This window comes from Streptomyces sp. NPDC058198 (assembly GCF_042882605.1).
Lineage (GTDB): Bacteria > Actinomycetota > Actinomycetes > Streptomycetales > Streptomycetaceae > Streptomyces.
Genome location: NZ_JBHVVP010000018.1, coordinates 55004 through 70726 on the forward strand (window position 1 = coordinate 55004; position 15723 = coordinate 70726).

Below are 15723 nucleotides of genomic sequence, written 5' to 3' on the forward strand. Positions count from 1 at the left end.
ACTCCGCCTCGGATCCATCCCTTTCGTCCCCTTTGCTACGGAGAGTTGCACCCCCCATGCCTGCCACCCCTTCCCGGCCTTCCCGCCCTCGCCGCTCCTCCCGTCCTCCGCGCCCCTCCCGTCCCTCCCGCACTTCCCGTCAGGGCATCGCGGTCGGTGCGGGCATCGTCGTCGCGGCCGCGGTGCTCGGCGTCGTCTCGTACACCGCCACCAAGCCGGCCGCGCCGTCGGGCGTGTCGTCCAGTGACGGTCCGGTCGCCGAGGTCTCCGCCGAGCCGGAGGCCGGTGTCTATCCCGAACTGGCGAAGCTCGCCCGGCGCGACGCCGCGGACCCGCTCGCCGTCGGCCGCGTGGACGCGCCGGTCGTCATGGTCGAGTACGCCGACTTCCGGTGCGGCTTCTGCGGGAAGTTCGCCCGGGACAGCGAGCCGGAACTCGTCAAGAAGTACGTCGACGAGGGCACCCTGCGCATCGAGTGGCGCAACTTCCCGATCTTCGGCGAGGAATCCGAGGCCGCCGCGCGCGCCGCCTGGGCCGCCGGACAGCAGGGCCGCTTCTGGGAGTTCCACTCCGCCGCGTACGCCGACGGATCGAAGGAGGAGGGCTTCGGCGCCGACCGGCTCGACGTGCTCGCCCGCGAGGCGGGGGTGAAGGACCTCGACCGGTTCCGGCGCGACCTCGGCGGCGACGACGCCTCGGCGGCCGTACGGAAGGACCAGGAGGAGGCGTACGGTCTCGGCGCCACCTCCACCCCGTCCTTCCTCGTCAACGGCCGCCCCATCGCGGGCGCCCAGTCGATGGAGACCTTCACCAAGGCCATCGAGTCGGCGAAGGGCGTGGCGAAGCGGGAGGCCAAGGAGGCCAAGGAGCCCAAGGCCATCGAGTCGGCGAAGCACGACGCGAAGCAGGGCGCCGAGGACCCCAAGTGACGGACATCGGCTATCCGGCCGCCCTGCTCGGCGGCCTTCTCGCCCTGCTCAGCCCGTGCAGCGCCCTGCTGCTGCCCGCGTTCTTCGCGTACTCCCTCGACTCGGCGGGACGGCTCCTCGCCCGTACCGGCGTCTTCTACGCGGGACTTGCCACCACCCTCGTCCCGCTGGGCGCCGCCGGCTCCTTCGCGGGGCGGCTCTTCTACGGCCACCGTGATCTGCTCGTCGCTCTCGGCGGCTGGCTGATCATCGCGCTCGGCCTCGCCCAGATCCTGGGCAGGGGCTTCGCCTCGCGCCGGATCGCCGCGCTGTCGGGCCGGATCAGGCCGACGACCGCGCTGTCTGTGTACGCGCTCGGTCTGGTCTACGGACTCGCGGGCTTCTGCGCGGGCCCGATCCTCGGCAGTGTGCTGACGGTGGCGGCGCTGGGCGGCAACCCGGTCTACGGCGGTCTGCTGCTCGCGGTGTACGCGCTCGGCATGGCCGTACCGCTCTTCCTTCTCGCCCTGCTCTGGGAGCGGTTCGACCTCGGCGGGCGGCGGTGGCTGCGCGGCCGGGCGTTCCGGCTCGGCCGCTTCGAACTGCACACGACCTCGCTGCTTTCGGGTCTCTTCTTCATCGTCCTGGGCGCGGTCTTCCTCGCCTTCGACGGGACGACGGCGCTGCCGGGGCTGCTCTCGGTCGACGATTCCTTCGCGGCCGAGCAGTGGGCGCGAGGGGTCGGGGAAGCCGTGCCCGACTGGGCGCTGCTGGGCGGGGTGGCGCTGGTGGCGGCTGCGGTCACCCTGGTGCGGTGGCGTCGCGGGCGCGGTGCGCGGGAGGAGATCCGTACGGAAGAGGCCCGTACGGCGGACGCCCGGCCGGAAGAGGCCCGCGCGGAGCAGCCCCGTACCGAGGCGGGCGCATGAGAAAGCCCCCTGCCGAGAATCTCGGTGGGGGGCTTCTGCCCTTGCGGGCTGTGGTGGCTGGGGCCGGGATCGAACCGGCGACCTATCGCTTTTCAGGCGATCGCTCGTACCAACTGAGCTACCCAGCCACGCAACCTCGCGGCTGCAGCGGTCCTGACGGGATTTGAACCCGCGGCCTCCACCTTGACAGGGTGGCGAGCACTCCAAGCTGCTCCACAGGACCAAGCAATGTGCGAGCACTAGTCTCGCACACGGTGTTGCGTGCCCCCAACGGGATTCGAACCCGTGCTACCGCCTTGAAAGGGCGGCGTCCTGGGCCACTAGACGATGAGGGCTAAGGGCCCGCCTGGGCGCTTTGCAGCGCGTCGGGGACGTGAGAAGCATATGGGATGCGGGGAGCTATCGCCAAAACGGTTTACGGGGTGGGTCAGGTGGCGGGTTACGGGGCCGGCTCGGGGACACCGGGGGAGGTCCGCCGGGGTGCGGCGCCGCCGGGTCCGGACGGGGTACCCGAGGGGTCTGTGCCCGGTGCCGGGCTCGTACGCGCCGACGGGTCCGTGCTCGATGACGGGCTGCCGGTCGGTGAGGGGCCGGTCCCCGGGGTGCCCGCCTCCTTAGGAAGATGGCGGCTGACTTCGGCCGTCGTCAGCCCGAGCCCGCCCAGCGTGATCTCGTCCCACGCCTGGAGCCGCTTGGTTTTCCGGTCCAGATAGAGCACCGAGGCGCGTACCTTCTCCGGCTTGTTGTTCTGTACGGCGCGCAGACCGCCGCCGCCCGTCGACCCCTCGATCTTCAGCCGGGTGCCGTACGGCATGACCTCGTTCTCCCGGTGGTGGACATGGCCCGCCAGGACGAGCGGGACCAGCCCGTCGGTCTCCCGGGCCGCCACCGGTTCGTGGGCCACCGCGATGTCCACGGGGGTGCCCGCGTTCTCCTGGTCGCGCAGCGCGGAGGCGAGCCGGATGCCCGCCATGCGCTCTGCCGGGTCGCCCTTGGCCTCCACCGAGCGGTCGGGCGTGAACTGCGGATCGCCCATGCCCGCCACGCGTACCCCGGCGACGGTCACGGCCCGGCCGTCGTCCAGGACCCGGACGTTCTTCATGCGGCTGAGATACCGCTGCGTGATCTCCGAGTCGTGATTGCCGCGGACCCAGACGTACGGGACGCCGAGGTCGGCGATCGGGTCGAGGAAGCTGTTCTCGGCGGCGGCGCCGTGGTCCATGGTGTCGCCCGAGTCGATGATGACGTCGATCCCGTACTGCTCCACGAGCGAGCCGATGATGTGCCAGGCCGCCGGGTTGAGATGGATGTCGGAGACCTGCAGCACCCGCAGGGTGGCCGGGTCCGGCTGGTAGGTGGGGAGCGTCGAGGTCGCGTCGTACAGCTTGGTCACATTGGTGACCAGCCGCGCCAACTCCTTCTGGTAGACGTCGAAATCGGTCACGATCGAGCGGGCGTTGCCGACGACCTGCGGGGCGGAGGAGAGCAGTCCGGAGAACTTCGGCTCCAGCACCGACGTGGGGTTCCAGGTGGCGTACGCGCCGACGCCGGAGGCGGCCAGGAGGGTGAGCGCGAGGCCGCCGGCGGCGAGTGCGCGGCGGGGGCGGCGGTAGACGACGAGGCCGAGGGCGGTCGCTCCCGAGACGACGGCGACGCAGGAGCGTACGGCCAGTTCCGTGGTGCCGCTCACCACGTCGCGGGACACCTCGCTCTGGAGGCCCGAGAGCCGTTCCGGGTGCTCGACGAGGGCCTGGGAGCGGACCGGGTCCAGCCGGTCGACATCGACGTCGAGGCGGATGGGGGCGGTGTGCGTGTTCAGCTCCAGCGCGCCCAGCGGCGACACATTGATCTTGGTGCCGCCGGCCAGGGACGGCCGCAGGGTCATCCGGGTGTCCATCGGGCCGACCGGGGCCCGCACGCTGCCGACGATCAGCAGTCCGAGCCAGGCGCCCAGCAGCACCACGGCGACCAGGGCGAGCGCGCGGGTGTAGGGGTGCGGGGAGTGGACGAGCGTGCTGGTCGGCCCGTCGCGGCGGGACCGGAGGTGGCCGTGGATGCGGGGAAACGTGCGGCGGAAGGGGAAACGGTGCACAACACGGGCCATTGTGCGCGTATGCCCAAGCCGGGGACCGGCCATGCGCGGCTTAGGCCATCGCGCGCGAGCCGTTCTGTCCGATCGCGCGACCCGGCCGACGTGATCGCGTGACCTACGTGACAATGGCGGGGTGCTGGAGATGACGCGTGAGGCGTTCGAGGAACTGGTCGCCGAGGCGCTGGACAGGATCCCGCCGGAGCTGACGCGGCTGATGGACAACGTCGCGGTGTTCGTGGAGGACGAGCCCGAGGCGTCCGACCCCGAGCTGCTCGGGCTCTACGAGGGGACGCCGCTGACCGATCGTGGGGAGTGGTACGCGGGGGTGCTGCCCGACCGGATCACCATCTACCGAGGGCCGACGCTGCGGATGTGCGAGACGCGTGAGGACGTGGTGGCGGAGACGGAGATCACCGTCGTGCACGAGATCGCGCACCACTTCGGGATCGACGACGAGAGGCTGCACGCGCTCGGGTACGGATGAGTCCGGAGCTGGTTACGGGCCGGAGCCGGTTACGGGTCCTGGTCCGGGCGTGTCCCCGGCGGGGCAAAGGGAGTTGGGCAGTGAAACCCTTCTCCCGCCGTCGGCGGGGAGACCGTTTTCGTGCCCCCGGAGGTGCCGCCCGTGCGCCAGTCGCGTCCGTCGCGCCAGTTGTCCGCCCCAGGCCGTCTCGCTGTCTGGATCGTCACGTCACTGGCGGTCGCCGCCTCCGCGGGCTGCATGAGCGTCAGTGACGAGGAAGAGAAGCCGGCCCCCTCTCGTCCCGCGAATCGTCACGGCGCCGCGGCCGAGCCCGACGGCGGTACGGTCGCGGGCGCCGGAGCCGGGGCGCCCGGCGGCCCGCAGGACCAGGGCCGTACGGGACGGGGCGGTGCGGAGCACGTCGGCCAGGACGGTGAGGCCAAGGGCAAGGACGTGTCGCCCAGCCCCAGTTCACGGGTCACGCCCTCGCCGAAGCCCTCGAAGGGCACGCGGCCGTGGCCCGCGAAGCCGACCCCGCCGCGGGACGAGCCCGTACCGACGAAGGAGCCCACCCGCTCCGTGCCGCCCCCTTCCCAGCCGCCGGCCCAGAGCCCGGACCCGGGCCCTGAGCCCGAGCCGGAGCCGACGAAGCCGCCCGGCCAGCCGTCCGCGCCACCGGCGGCCATTACGCGGAGCGGCGTGATCTCGATGGACGGGATGGGGATGCTGACGGAGCCGGTGGCATCACCGCAGGTCGGGCCGGTGTGAGCCGGGCCCGGGGCGGCCGGGGGACGGGCGCGGGACAGGCGCGGGGCGGTTGCGTGGGGGGCGTGCGGGAGGCGTGCGGCGGGTGTGACGCGGGTCGCGCCGGAAGCGGTTTGCCAGGGAGGGGGGAGGGTGCGTATGGTGGTAGATCGTTTGATCATTGCCCGGCGCCGACACAGAAGAGCGCCGCGTGGCGCGTACTCTCCCTTGCCGTGGCTGGACCGCATTGAGGCGGTCGATTTGCGAATCACGGAGTTTGGGCGCGTGCCGAGACTCCGGAAGGTTTCGCATTTCGCATGTCCATTTCCAGTACTGACCGTGCCGTCATGCCCGAGAACGAGTCCACCGAAACGGTCGCCGACGTGACCGTCGAGACGGTGGAGACCATCGAGGACACGGAGGCCGCCGTGGCCACCGAGACGGCCCCCGAGGCCCCTGAGGCCATCGATTCCCCTGAGGCCACCGATTCCCCCGAGGCCGACGAGGTCTCCGAGACGGACGAGGCCTCGGAGACCCCGGGACTCACGTTCAGCGACCTGGGCCTGCCGGACGGCATCGTCCGCAAGCTCGCGCAGAACGGCGTCACCGCCCCCTTCCCGATCCAGGCCGCGACCATCCCGGACGCCCTGGCCGGCAAGGACATCCTGGGCCGTGGCCGTACCGGCTCCGGCAAGACCCTCTCCTTCGGCCTGCCGCTGCTGGCCACGCTCTCGGGCGGCCACACCGACAAGAAGAAGCCCCGCGGCATCATCCTCACCCCGACCCGTGAGCTCGCGATGCAGGTCGCGGACGCGCTCCAGCCGTACGGCGATGTGCTCGGCCTGAAGATGAAGGTCGTCTGCGGCGGTACATCGATGGGCAACCAGATCTACGCCCTGGAGCGCGGTGTCGACGTCCTCGTCGCCACCCCGGGCCGGCTGCGCGACATCATCAACCGCGGTGCCTGCTCCCTGGAGCAGGTCCAGATCGCGGTCCTCGACGAGGCCGACCAGATGTCGGACCTGGGCTTCCTGCCCGAGGTCACCGAGCTGCTCGACCTGGTGCCCGCGGGCGGTCAGCGCATGCTCTTCTCCGCCACGATGGAGAACGAGATCAGCACGCTGGTCAAGCGCTACCTGACCAACCCGGTCAGCCACGAGGTCGACAGCGCCCAGGGCAATGTCACGACCATGACCCACCACGTGCTCGTGGTGAAGCCGAAGGACAAGGCCCCGGTCACCGCGGCGATTGCCGCCCGCAAGGGCCGCACGATCATCTTCGTCCGTACGCAGCTGGGCGCCGACCGTATCGCCGAGCAGCTGCGCGACTCGGGCGTGAAGGCCGACGCGCTGCACGGCGGCATGACGCAGGGCGCGCGCACCCGGACGCTGGCCGACTTCAAGGACGGTTACGTCAACGCGCTGGTCGCCACCGACGTCGCCGCCCGCGGTATCCACGTCGACGGCATCGACCTGGTGCTCAACGTGGACCCGGCCGGGGACCACAAGGACTACCTGCACCGCTCGGGCCGTACGGCGCGCGCCGGCAAGTCCGGCGTGGTCGTCTCGCTGGCGCTTCCGCACCAGCGCCGCCAGATCTTCCGGCTGATGGAGGACGCGGGCGTCGACGCCTCGCGCCACATGGTCGGCGGAGCCGGCGCGTTCGACCCGGAGGTCGCCGAGATCACCGGCGCCCGTTCGCTCACCGAGGTCCAGGCGGACTCCGCGAACAACGCGGCCAAGCAGGCCGAGCGTGAGGTCTCCGACCTGACCAAGCAGTTGGAGCGCGTCCAGCGCCGCGCCGCCGAACTCCGCGACGAGGCCGACCGCCTGGTCGCCCGCGCGGCGCGCGAGCGGGGCGACGACCCGGAGGCAGCGGTGGCCGAGGTGGCCGCCGAGGCCGAGCGCGCGGTGGAGGAAGCCGCGGCCGCGGCTGCTGCCGTACCGGCGCCGCGCGAGGAGCGCAGGGACCGGCGCGACGACCGCGGAAACTTCGAGCGCCGTGACGACCGCGGCGAGCGGAGCGGCCGGGGCGGCGCACGGGGTTACACCCCGCGTGACGACCGCGGTGGCGACCGTGGCGGTGACCGTGGTGGTTTCCAGCGTCGTGACGATCGTCCCTCGGGCGGTTTCCGTCGGGACGACCGCAAGGACAGCGACCGTGGTGGCGAGCGGGGCGGCTTCAACCGTGACCGCGGTGGCGACCGTGGCGGTGACCGTGGTGGTTTCCAGCGTCGTGACGACCGTCCCACGGGCGGTTTCCGTCGGGACGACCGCAAGGAGAACGACCGTGGTGGCGAGCGGGGCGGCTTCAACCGCGACCGCCGTGACGACCGTGGCGGCGAGCGCCGTGACGACCGTGGCGCCCGCCCGTTCAACCGCGACCACCGGACCACCGACCGCCCGTTCAACCGTGACCGCCGCGACGACCGCCCGGCCACGGGTGGCGCCCTCCGCGCCGCCAGCCACGACCGCCCGTACGCCCGCCGCGACGGTGGCACCACGGGCACCGGCACCGGCTCCTTCGGCCGCCGCGACGACAAGCCGCGCTGGAAGCGCAACGGCTGACCGCCGCTGACCGCCTGACCTGACACACCGCCAGGGCCCGTGCCCCACCCCCCAGGTGGGCCACGGGCCCTGCCACGTCCCCCTCACCCCCACCCCCACCCCCACGCGACATCCCCACGACCCGATACCCGATCGGCGCACCGCCCCCGGCGGGCTATGCTCGTGTGTGTTGTGCCGAGGGCCGTTAGCTCAATTGGCAGAGCAGCGGACTTTTAATCCGTTGGTTGTGGGTTCGAGTCCCACACGGCCTACCACCCGCAGGACGGGAACACCCCCGCCGACCTGCTACGAAGCGCCCCGCCCGGTCCCAACCGGCCGGGGCGCTCCGTCGTTTCGGGCTCGTGCGTGAGCGGTGGCCCGGCAGTAGGCGCTACTGGCGCGCCTCTGCGCGGCCTGATGCCTGTCTCTTCCGAGCCCTCCGCGCCGCTCTCGTCAGGCTCCTTGGCCACTTCTCGGACCAGCGGACGCTGTTCCGGAGCTTGGCAGCCTCGGAGAGGAGACGCTGCACCTCTTCGATGTCGTACGGCTCGACCTCTTCCTCGGCCTGTACGCCGCGGCCGACGGCCCGGCGAGTGCGTCCGTCCTCGTTGGGTCCGGTGAGGGCACAAGTTGCGATCTCAGGCATCGGGGGGAGCACGGCGAGATCCCGTGTCCTGGTGCGTGACCGCATCGGAGAGCTGCGCGCACAGGCGCCCGATCTCTTCGTGAGTGCGGTTCCGTTCGGTAACGACCGCTGTGAGGAGCAGGGCGGTGAGGGAGACGGTGCCGTTGAATGCCTGGAGGGTGACCATGTTGGTGAGGAGACCGTGGTGGGCGAAGGGGCCGGTCATCCGGCCGGCGGCGAGGATCGCGAGCGTGGAGATGCCCAGGGCGCATGGTGCTGCACCTGCACGTTCGAAGCGGAACGAGGCCCAGACCAGGAAAGGGAAAACGAGGAAGAGCAGAGAAGAGCTGCCGGTGTCGGTCGCCAGGAGGGTCACGGTCAGGGTGCATGTCGCCAGTGCCGCCGCCTCGGCCCAGATCAGAGGGCCGACGGCGGGTGGCCACCGTGCCCATCGGACCGCGAGCAGGAAGGGGGTGACGACCAGCACGCCCATGGCGTCGCCCGTCCACCACACGGACCATGTCGGCCAGAAGCCGCTGGCCGGTAGTGCCCCTGACAGGAAGAGTGCGCTGCTGCCGATGGTCGTACTGATCAGCATGGGCCCCAGGGCGCCGAGGAAGACCAGGGCCAGCGCATCTTGTAAGCGGTCGAGGTCGTTGTGGAAACCGGCACGGCTCAGCAGCAGGTAGGAGCAGATCGGGGCGAGGGTGTTGCCGACGACGATCGCCACTACGGACGGGACCGTGGGGCCGATGGAGATGTTGACCGCGAGGGCGCCGACGGCGATGCCGGGCCAGACCCGCGCTCCGAACAGGAGCAGGGCCGCGACCGAGATACCGGTCGGAGGCCACAGGGGCGTGACTTGGCCGCGTACCAGCTGCTGGAGCAGCCCCAGGCGGGCGGTCGCGTAGTAGAGGGCGGCGACCGCCAGAATCGTCAAGGCAGTGGCTTTGTGCCGCCTGAGCTGTGAGCTGTCCACCACATCAGCATCAGACACCACACCGAGTGGCCCGGGCCGGACGGACGCGCCGACACGACGGTACTGCCGGCGGGCGGCGGGCGGAACGTCTTTGCTACTGGGCGTCCGGCGGACCGTCGTGGCGGACGACGAGAACGGCGGCATCGTCATTGTTTCCGGTGCGGTCCGCGACCCGGATCACCCGCGACGCCAGGATGTCGGGGGTGACACCACGTCCGGCGCCCACCAGCCTGGCCACCTCCGCCAGGCCTTCCTCGATCGGGTAGGTCGGTCCTTCCACCACGCCGTCGGTCAGCAGGACGAGGTAACCGGGCTGCGTCAGGCGTCGATGAACCACCGGGTAGCTTTGGCCGGGCAGAATCCCCAGAGGAACCCCGCCAGCATCCAGGGACACACCCGAATCGCCCGTGTCGGTGCCCCACACCATCGGGACGTGGCCGGCCCGGGCGATGGCGAGATTGCCGCTCCGCGGTACGAAGCTCAGCAGGCAACAGGTAGTGAAGAGGTCGCCGCCGAGTGAGATCAGCAAGTCATTGGCGCAGGCCAACACCTCCCCGGGGTCACCCGTGACACTGGCGAGGGCCCGAAGGCTGGCGCGAGCTTCTCCCATGTAGGCAGCGGCCTCCACTCCGTGGCCCTGCACATCACCGATGGCCATCCCCGCCACCCCGTCTCTCATCGGGAAGGCGTCGTAGAAGTCACCGCCGACAGCCAGACCGTCCTGCGAGGGCGAGTACCGGGCTGCCAGTCGGACGCCCGGAAAATCGGGCAGTTCGGAAGGGAGCATGTGCCGCTGCAGCGCCATGCCGAGCTCCGCCCGGGCCTGCTGGAGTCTGATGTTCTCCATTGCCTGATCGACAAGACGCCCAAGGGTAAGGAGGAGTTCCTGGGTGCTGTCCGGCGCTTTGCGGTGTCGGTGCATGACATTCCTGGCATTCCGATTCGCCCCTGGTCAAACCCTAGCCCGGTCGCCGCCACCTGGCGCGGACGGCCGGACCGCGATCTACATCAGGACTCGAGATATCCGCCGCGATATACTCGCTGTCATAGTTGATATCTCAGGAGGTGCTCGATGAGTCGTACAGTGATCGACCTGGACGACGAACTGCTGGCCGACGTGGCTCAGGCGTTGGGAACCGGCACCAAGAAGGAGACGGTCAACACCGCTCTGCGCGAAGTACTCGAGAACCGCCGACGGGCCCTCGCTCTCACTCGGCTGCGGGCTACCGCGGGCGAGGGCGGCTTCGACCTCGATCTCTTCGCGGACAAGAGGAACTACCGGCGGTGAGCGCGGCACAGTTCCTGATTGACACCAGCGCGCTCGCCCGATTCCTCCGCGACGACGCCGAACAGTACGGCTGGGACCAGGCCGCCACGGCAGGACTCATCGCGACCTGCCCTGTCACCGAGCTGGAGTTCTTCTACAGCGCCCGCTCCACCGCAGACCGTGCGCGCGGCATTGAGGACATGCGGCCCCTGTTCGGCCGGGTGCCCGTCGATGACCGCGCGTACGACCGCGCCTGGCGGGTTCAGGAGCAGCTGACTCAGCGTGGTCAGCACCGCGGTGCGGGAGCTGTGGACCTCGTCGTTGCCGCCACTGCGGAACTCCAGGGACTGACCCTCCTGCACCGCGACCACGACTTCGAATGCATCGCCGCCGTCACCGGCCAAGCCATGCAGTGGTACGGCCCGGAGGCCGGAAAATGAACGCGCGCCAAGGCTCAGTTCTGGTCTCATTGGCAGGCATGCACCGCGGTTCGGCGAGCCTGTAGCCGCTGGCTCTGCCTAAGGTCGGCACACCCGGATCATCGGAGTGCCCGACGGAAGTCGGCAGGACTCTGGCGGGACTTTTAATCCGTTGGTTGTGGGTTCGAGTCCCACACGGCCTACCACCCGCAGGACGGGAACACCCCCGCCGACCTGCTAAGAAGCGCCCCGCCCGGTCCCAACCGGCCGGGGCGCTCCGTCTTTCCCGCCCGCTTGCGTGAGCGGATACGCCCTCACCGGGCCGTGCGAGGGCGGATGAAGAAGCACGGATTAATGAGCATCGCGAAGGCCCCGGAGGTGGGTCTGGTCGACCACGGACAGGCGGGAATGTCGATGCGCCTTTGTGTTCGGACACCCTGACTTTGTGGTTGCACCCAACCGACGGCAGAATGGGCCGCCCCTCTGAGAGAGCCGCCGCCATCTGAGCAGAGGCCCCTGGAATGCTGGGCACTTCCCCAAGCCGCCTGCTCTGCCTATCCGCCCTCGGTGCGGTCGCGCTTGATCGCTCGCAGAAGGGCGTGCAGCAGACGCCAGGCGCGAGTCCGGCGGGCTCTGTCAGAAGACCAGATGTAGACGAGGCTGAGCACGAAGACCAGCAGGCAGGCAAGTAGAACGACCGCCAGCGGGAGCAGGACGACGAGAGTCATGGGGTCGGCTTCTCCAGGAAGTGGTGGCGCGGAAGACCGGGTGGGAACCGCGTCCCTCCAGCCTCTGGCGCCCCGTGGCGGCGCTGACACCGGCGGCCGAGCCTTGCCAAGTTCGTACATGCCCCGTTGCTGTTGTGGCAGCGAGGCGTTGGATGCTTACAGTTTTTGACAGCCCTGCGTCACAGGCGGCTTGCGGCGAACGGCTGCCGCCGCCGTGACGCTGCTGCGATGATCGGTCGCGGACAGACGCCGAAGGGGGGCACCATGACGTCGACCGCCTCGCAGCGCCTACACGGGCACGCGTTGAAGCAGCTGAGATATCAGGTGCAACTGCTGCACCGGCAAAGCGGTGAGCCCAGCTTCCGAGTCATCGCGCAGCGCACGGCCAAGGCCATCAGCCATACGACGGCGGGAAACGTACTGCGGTGCGACAGCGTCCCCGGATGGGGTCCGCTGGAACTGGTCGTGGAGGCGCTGGGGGGCGACCTGGACGCCTTCCGCGAGCTGTGGGTTGCGGTGCGGGATGAGACGTCGCCGCTTGTGCTGCCGTCACCCGCCTCATGGGTGGAGGACGAGTCGGACGAACCGCCGCCGGTCAGCGATCTGAGCATCCCTGACCTCGACGCTGCCGAGGAGGACCTGCACGATCGCGCGACGGAGCGTAGCCGTAGGGAGGGCGAAACGAGGCGGGAGTTGTTGGTCGCTCTGGAGGCCCGCGCCGACCTCACCGACCAGCTCAGTGGTCTGCACGAGCAGCTTGGCCGGGAGCGCGGGCGCAACGAGGAACTGCGTGAACGCATCGCCGTCCTGGAGGCCGAGCGGGGCGAGCGAAGTCAGCGCATCGAACGCCTCCAGGACGAGTTGCGGTCGGTCCGCGAAGAGCGGCTGATGCTCTTGGAGAAGCTGAACGGGCTCAACATCCGCCGGGCCGAGCTGTACTTCACCTGGGCACGGGAGGAGGAGAAGCGGCGGCGTGGCGCGGAAATCGACCAGGAGGAGAAGCTCAACGAGGTCAGGACGCTGAGTGAACGGCTGAGCGCCGCAGAGGGTCTGCTGACGTCGGTTCTGGCCGAGAAGGCAGAACACGATGCCGATCGATTCGACGCCCCCCAGACCGATCGATACGCCGACCCCGAGACCGATCACAAGCCAGGCCGAGAGAAACGTTGGTACTGGTTCTCCAAGGCGCGCTGACCAACCGCTTCCTCCGGCGACAAGCGGGCCACGGGCGTCCACCGCGAGCCGACCACAGCCACGGAGAGGCCCAGCCGTTGATGGCTGGGAGCAGCACCGGGGCGGTCACTCGGTGGCTGAGCGGGGCTGCTTGCGCGGGATCGCTCGGTGCGCTGCGTCGGCCATGTAGCCGGCGAGCATTTTCGACAGACGGATCACAGCGGCCCCGGGGTCCTGGCCTTGTTCGGCAGCGTCCTCCGCGCAGGCTTCGAAGACGGCGTCGAAGCCGCGGCAGACGATGCGCCCGAGGCGGGCGTTGTACCGGTTGGTGGCCTCGCTGCGCACGGAGTGGCAATAGGAGTCGGCGAGCTGGTTCTCATGTGACAACTGCACGGCGGCGTCCTCGACCCCGAGGTCGGCTGCATCACCGATGTCCAGAGCCCGGACACGGGGTAGCCGCTCGTCGTCTCCCTGGGCGGCGAATGTGTGGGCGCGGTCGATGACCATCGAGGAGACCTCTGCACGGACGCTGGCTTTGGTGACAGTGGCAGGCCGAGCGCCAGTGAGGCGTGCCAGGTCGTCGCGGGACTGACGAAGGCGCCCCAGATGGACGTCCATGTCGGCGATGAACTCGTCGACCTTCTCCAGATTCAGCGTGGGCCAAGAGCCGTCACCGCTGAACTCCAACTCGGGTGCGTTCCCGGCCCTGCGCGCGGACGTTGCCGGTGATCGCCGCGAGCTCCTCGGGATCTACGTACCCATGACTTCGTCTTGTAGCAGCTCAAGGACGAGGTGCGGCATCTGCCGTTTGCGGTCCGTGCTGTACGGCGAGATCTGGATGCGGCCGCCGAGAATCGGGACGAGGACAGCGCCCTGTTTGGCGTCGAAGACGGGTAGCTCTGGCCCGTCGAAGTAGAAGCCGTGGGTCAGATCGGCGAGGGAACCGGGCTGTTCGTTGCTGTGGTTGTCGGCACAGTGCGGCGGGCAGGTCTCGGTGACCTGGCCGTCCGGAAGGATCTTCCGGACCCACGTGCGAGGTGGGCTGCCGCGCTGTTTGTGGTGGGGGGATGGCGCCGTTGCCTTCGCGGGTGAGTTCTTCATGAAGCGTGTCCTCTGCTCTGCTGCTGCACGGTTGTGTGGCCGGGCTCCCTCGGCAGCTCTCGGGGCCCGGCCCAGGTGGAGTCGCCGGTTTCCGGTGTGCCACGAGCGGGAGCAGATCGGCGATGACAGGGGGAAACCAGCAACTGGGGTGAGCCGGCTATGCGGTGAGCATCACCTCGAACGGTGAGAACGGGGCCCGGATGCTGCCCAGTTGCGCCCTGGCCGGGCTTGGGCGCATCAAGTTCTCCGTCTTCGGAACGACTCCCGAAGAACTGGCGCAGGTGCAGCACGTCCGGTACCGGAACAAGCCCCTGGCTCAACGCAAGATCGCAGCACTGGACGAGTCGATCAGGCTTGCCATGGAGCTCGGCGTGGACGCTCGCGCGAACATCGTCCTGCCGCACCGAGACCATGTGCCGCGCGTTCACCGCCTCCTCGCCAAATACTCCCCCTCCCTGTCCGTCCGGATCCTCTCTTCGCTGGCGGACGGCGACGAGTCCCTGAACGCCATCGACATCCTCCTCGATGAGCTCGGCGCCGAACTCGAAGAAGTCCGCCTCATCGCGGGTACCTCGGGCTTCCGCATGTCGTACCGGCTGCCCGACGGCCGTCCGCTCATCGTCAAGCACATACGGCTCGTCAGGCTGCCGACGACCTGCGCCGGCTGCCGCTTCAACAACAGCACCGACTGCGAGGAGGGCTACTACGGGGTGCGCCTGTACAGGGACGCCGCAGGGTGCTTTCACGTCGGGGTCTGCATACAGCGCATGGACCTCTGCCGGCCCGTGGAAGAGTTCGTAGCCGGCGACGTATGCGACGAGGTCCTCCGATTACGGGAGAGCGACCTCCGAGACCTGACCGCCTAGAAACCGATCACCAGGAGCATCACAGCGATGGCCCAGCATGAGTACGAGGCGAAGTTCCTCAGCATCGACGTCGACGCGGTGCGCGACCAACTCCGCGCCGCCGGTGCACAACAAGCGTTCGACAAGACCATGTTCACCCGCCTCATCTTTGAGAACGACGCGGTGCAGGGCGAACAGTGGCTGCGGCTGAGGGACGAGGGAGGCAAGTAGACCCTCACGCTGTAGCAGGTCAGCGACGCCGCCACCATCAACGGCACCACCGAGATCGAGATCGAAGTCAACGACCTCGACAAGACAGCCGAACTCCTCGGCGCCCTGGGCCTGCGCCAGGTCCGGTACCAGCAGAACTACCGGGAGGAGTGGCAGCTCGGTGACATCACCTACGACCTCGACACCTGGCCCGGCCTCCCCACCTTCATCGAGATCGAGGGCCCCTCGGAAGAAGCGGTCCGCAAGGCAGTGGCCGCACTCGGCTTCGACTACGAACAGGCCCGCTACGGCAGCATCGACCTCATCTACAAGAGCGAACCGAACCGGGACATCCTCGCCGAGCCAACGCTGCTTTTCGCGTAATCCCTGATGTGCAGCAGGTGAGCCACACCCTGCCAGGGTTACGCCCCTGCGCGGGAACCACAATGGAACAGCCTCCGCCAGCGGCCCCAGCGCCGGAACACCCCCGCCTGCGCGGGGACCACCCCCGAGCGGGTCGTGAGCAGGGCCGTCCCGGCGGAACACCCCCGCCTGCGCGGGGACCACTATGGAGTCAAGGTTCTCGGCAAGGACATGTCCGGAACACCCCCGCCTGCGCGGGGACCACCCCCGAGCGGGTCGTGAGCAGGGCCGTCCCGGCGGAACACCCCCGCCTGCGCGGGGACCACTATGG

The 15723-nt window shown here is 69.6% G+C and carries 15 protein-coding genes, 4 tRNA genes and 1 pseudogene; 11 read left to right on the forward strand and 9 right to left on the reverse strand.

What is annotated here, in order from left to right; translation table 11 throughout:
- The first annotated feature begins 56 nt into the window (after window positions 1-56).
- Together ACFVWW_RS32695 and ACFVWW_RS32700 are read left to right on the forward strand one after the other, a co-directional pair.
- Window positions 57-929: a DsbA family protein gene (locus tag ACFVWW_RS32695; protein WP_386879376.1), complete on the forward strand. Its 873-nt coding sequence runs from the start codon at window positions 57-59 to the stop codon at window positions 927-929.
- On the forward strand, window positions 926-1837 hold the full coding sequence (locus ACFVWW_RS32700; protein ID WP_386879375.1) for a cytochrome c biogenesis CcdA family protein: 912 nt from the start codon (window positions 926-928) through the stop codon (window positions 1835-1837). The genes ACFVWW_RS32695 and ACFVWW_RS32700 overlap by 4 nt, the downstream gene beginning before the upstream one ends.
- A 51-nt stretch (window positions 1838-1888) precedes the next feature.
- On the opposite strand, the gene ACFVWW_RS32705 is transcribed toward ACFVWW_RS32700, so the two are convergent.
- The 4 genes from ACFVWW_RS32705 to ACFVWW_RS32720 form a co-directional block, all read right to left on the reverse strand.
- Window positions 1889-1965, reverse strand: a tRNA-Phe gene (locus tag ACFVWW_RS32705).
- A 20-nt stretch (window positions 1966-1985) separates the two neighbouring features.
- A tRNA-Asp gene (locus tag ACFVWW_RS32710) sits at window positions 1986-2060 on the reverse strand.
- A gap of 39 nt (window positions 2061-2099) precedes the next feature.
- Window positions 2100-2172: transfer RNA gene (locus tag ACFVWW_RS32715), tRNA-Glu, on the reverse strand.
- 104 nt (window positions 2173-2276) lie between these two features.
- Entirely contained in the window at window positions 2277-3941 is a 1665-nt protein-coding gene (locus tag ACFVWW_RS32720) for a metallophosphoesterase (protein WP_386879374.1), read from the reverse strand.
- A 121-nt stretch (window positions 3942-4062) separates the two neighbouring features.
- Between ACFVWW_RS32720 and ACFVWW_RS32725 the strand changes: the two genes are divergently transcribed.
- The 4 genes from ACFVWW_RS32725 to ACFVWW_RS32740 all read left to right on the forward strand — a co-directional run bounded on the left by ACFVWW_RS32725 (window position 4063) and on the right by ACFVWW_RS32740 (window position 7957).
- Window positions 4063-4413 carry a metallopeptidase family protein gene (locus tag ACFVWW_RS32725; RefSeq protein WP_384189068.1) on the forward strand — a complete coding sequence of 117 codons (351 nt, stop codon included), beginning with the start codon at window positions 4063-4065 and terminating at the stop codon, window positions 4411-4413.
- A gap of 141 nt (window positions 4414-4554) precedes the next feature.
- Window positions 4555-5160, forward strand: a complete 606-nt coding sequence (locus ACFVWW_RS32730) for a hypothetical protein (RefSeq protein WP_386879373.1) — start codon at window positions 4555-4557, stop codon at window positions 5158-5160.
- A gap of 293 nt (window positions 5161-5453) precedes the next feature.
- Complete coding sequence (locus ACFVWW_RS32735; protein ID WP_386879372.1) at window positions 5454-7703, forward strand: DEAD/DEAH box helicase; 2250 nt, start codon at window positions 5454-5456, stop codon at window positions 7701-7703.
- 178 nt (window positions 7704-7881) lie between these two features.
- Window positions 7882-7957, forward strand: a tRNA-Lys gene (locus ACFVWW_RS32740).
- A 363-nt stretch (window positions 7958-8320) separates the two neighbouring features.
- On the opposite strand, the gene ACFVWW_RS32745 is transcribed toward ACFVWW_RS32740, so the two are convergent.
- Window positions 8321-9247 (reverse strand): MASE1 domain-containing protein, encoded by a 927-nt coding sequence (locus ACFVWW_RS32745; protein WP_384189062.1) that lies wholly within the window; start codon window positions 9245-9247, stop codon window positions 8321-8323.
- 133 nt (window positions 9248-9380) lie between these two features.
- Entirely contained in the window at window positions 9381-10208 is an 828-nt protein-coding gene (locus ACFVWW_RS32750; protein ID WP_384189061.1) for a PP2C family protein-serine/threonine phosphatase, read from the reverse strand.
- Window positions 10209-10358: 150 nt separating this feature from the next.
- Here ACFVWW_RS32750 and ACFVWW_RS32755 point away from each other — a divergent pair, with 150 nt between their 5' ends.
- Together ACFVWW_RS32755 and ACFVWW_RS32760 are read left to right on the forward strand one after the other, a co-directional pair.
- Window positions 10359-10574, forward strand: a complete 216-nt coding sequence (locus ACFVWW_RS32755; protein ID WP_386879371.1) for a type II toxin-antitoxin system VapB family antitoxin — start codon at window positions 10359-10361, stop codon at window positions 10572-10574.
- Entirely contained in the window at window positions 10571-10993 is a 423-nt protein-coding gene (locus tag ACFVWW_RS32760) for a PIN domain nuclease (RefSeq protein WP_384189060.1), read from the forward strand. The genes ACFVWW_RS32755 and ACFVWW_RS32760 overlap by 4 nt, the downstream gene beginning before the upstream one ends.
- A 533-nt stretch (window positions 10994-11526) precedes the next feature.
- Here the strand turns inward: ACFVWW_RS32760 and ACFVWW_RS32765 are convergent.
- Window positions 11527-11700, reverse strand: coding sequence for a hypothetical protein (locus ACFVWW_RS32765; protein ID WP_386879370.1), 174 nt, complete (start codon window positions 11698-11700; stop codon window positions 11527-11529).
- A 264-nt stretch (window positions 11701-11964) separates the two neighbouring features.
- Between ACFVWW_RS32765 and ACFVWW_RS32770 the strand changes: the two genes are divergently transcribed.
- Window positions 11965-12894, forward strand: coding sequence for a hypothetical protein (locus ACFVWW_RS32770; RefSeq protein WP_386879369.1), 930 nt, complete (start codon window positions 11965-11967; stop codon window positions 12892-12894).
- A gap of 105 nt (window positions 12895-12999) precedes the next feature.
- On the opposite strand, the gene ACFVWW_RS32775 is transcribed toward ACFVWW_RS32770, so the two are convergent.
- A complete protein-coding gene (locus tag ACFVWW_RS32775; protein WP_386879368.1) occupies window positions 13000-13560 on the reverse strand; it encodes a hypothetical protein in 561 nt (186 codons plus the stop codon).
- Window positions 13561-13623: 63 nt separating this feature from the next.
- On the reverse strand, window positions 13624-13974 hold the full coding sequence (locus ACFVWW_RS32780; protein ID WP_386879367.1) for a DUF6907 domain-containing protein: 351 nt from the start codon (window positions 13972-13974) through the stop codon (window positions 13624-13626).
- A 164-nt stretch (window positions 13975-14138) separates the two neighbouring features.
- On the opposite strand from ACFVWW_RS32780, the gene ACFVWW_RS32785 reads away from it, so the two are divergent.
- Window positions 14139-14840: a hypothetical protein gene (locus ACFVWW_RS32785; protein ID WP_386879366.1), complete on the forward strand. Its 702-nt coding sequence runs from the start codon at window positions 14139-14141 to the stop codon at window positions 14838-14840.
- 27 nt (window positions 14841-14867) lie between these two features.
- Window positions 14868-15413 (forward strand): annotated as a pseudogene (locus ACFVWW_RS32790) (class IV adenylate cyclase).
- Window positions 15414-15723: the final 310 nt, after the last annotated feature.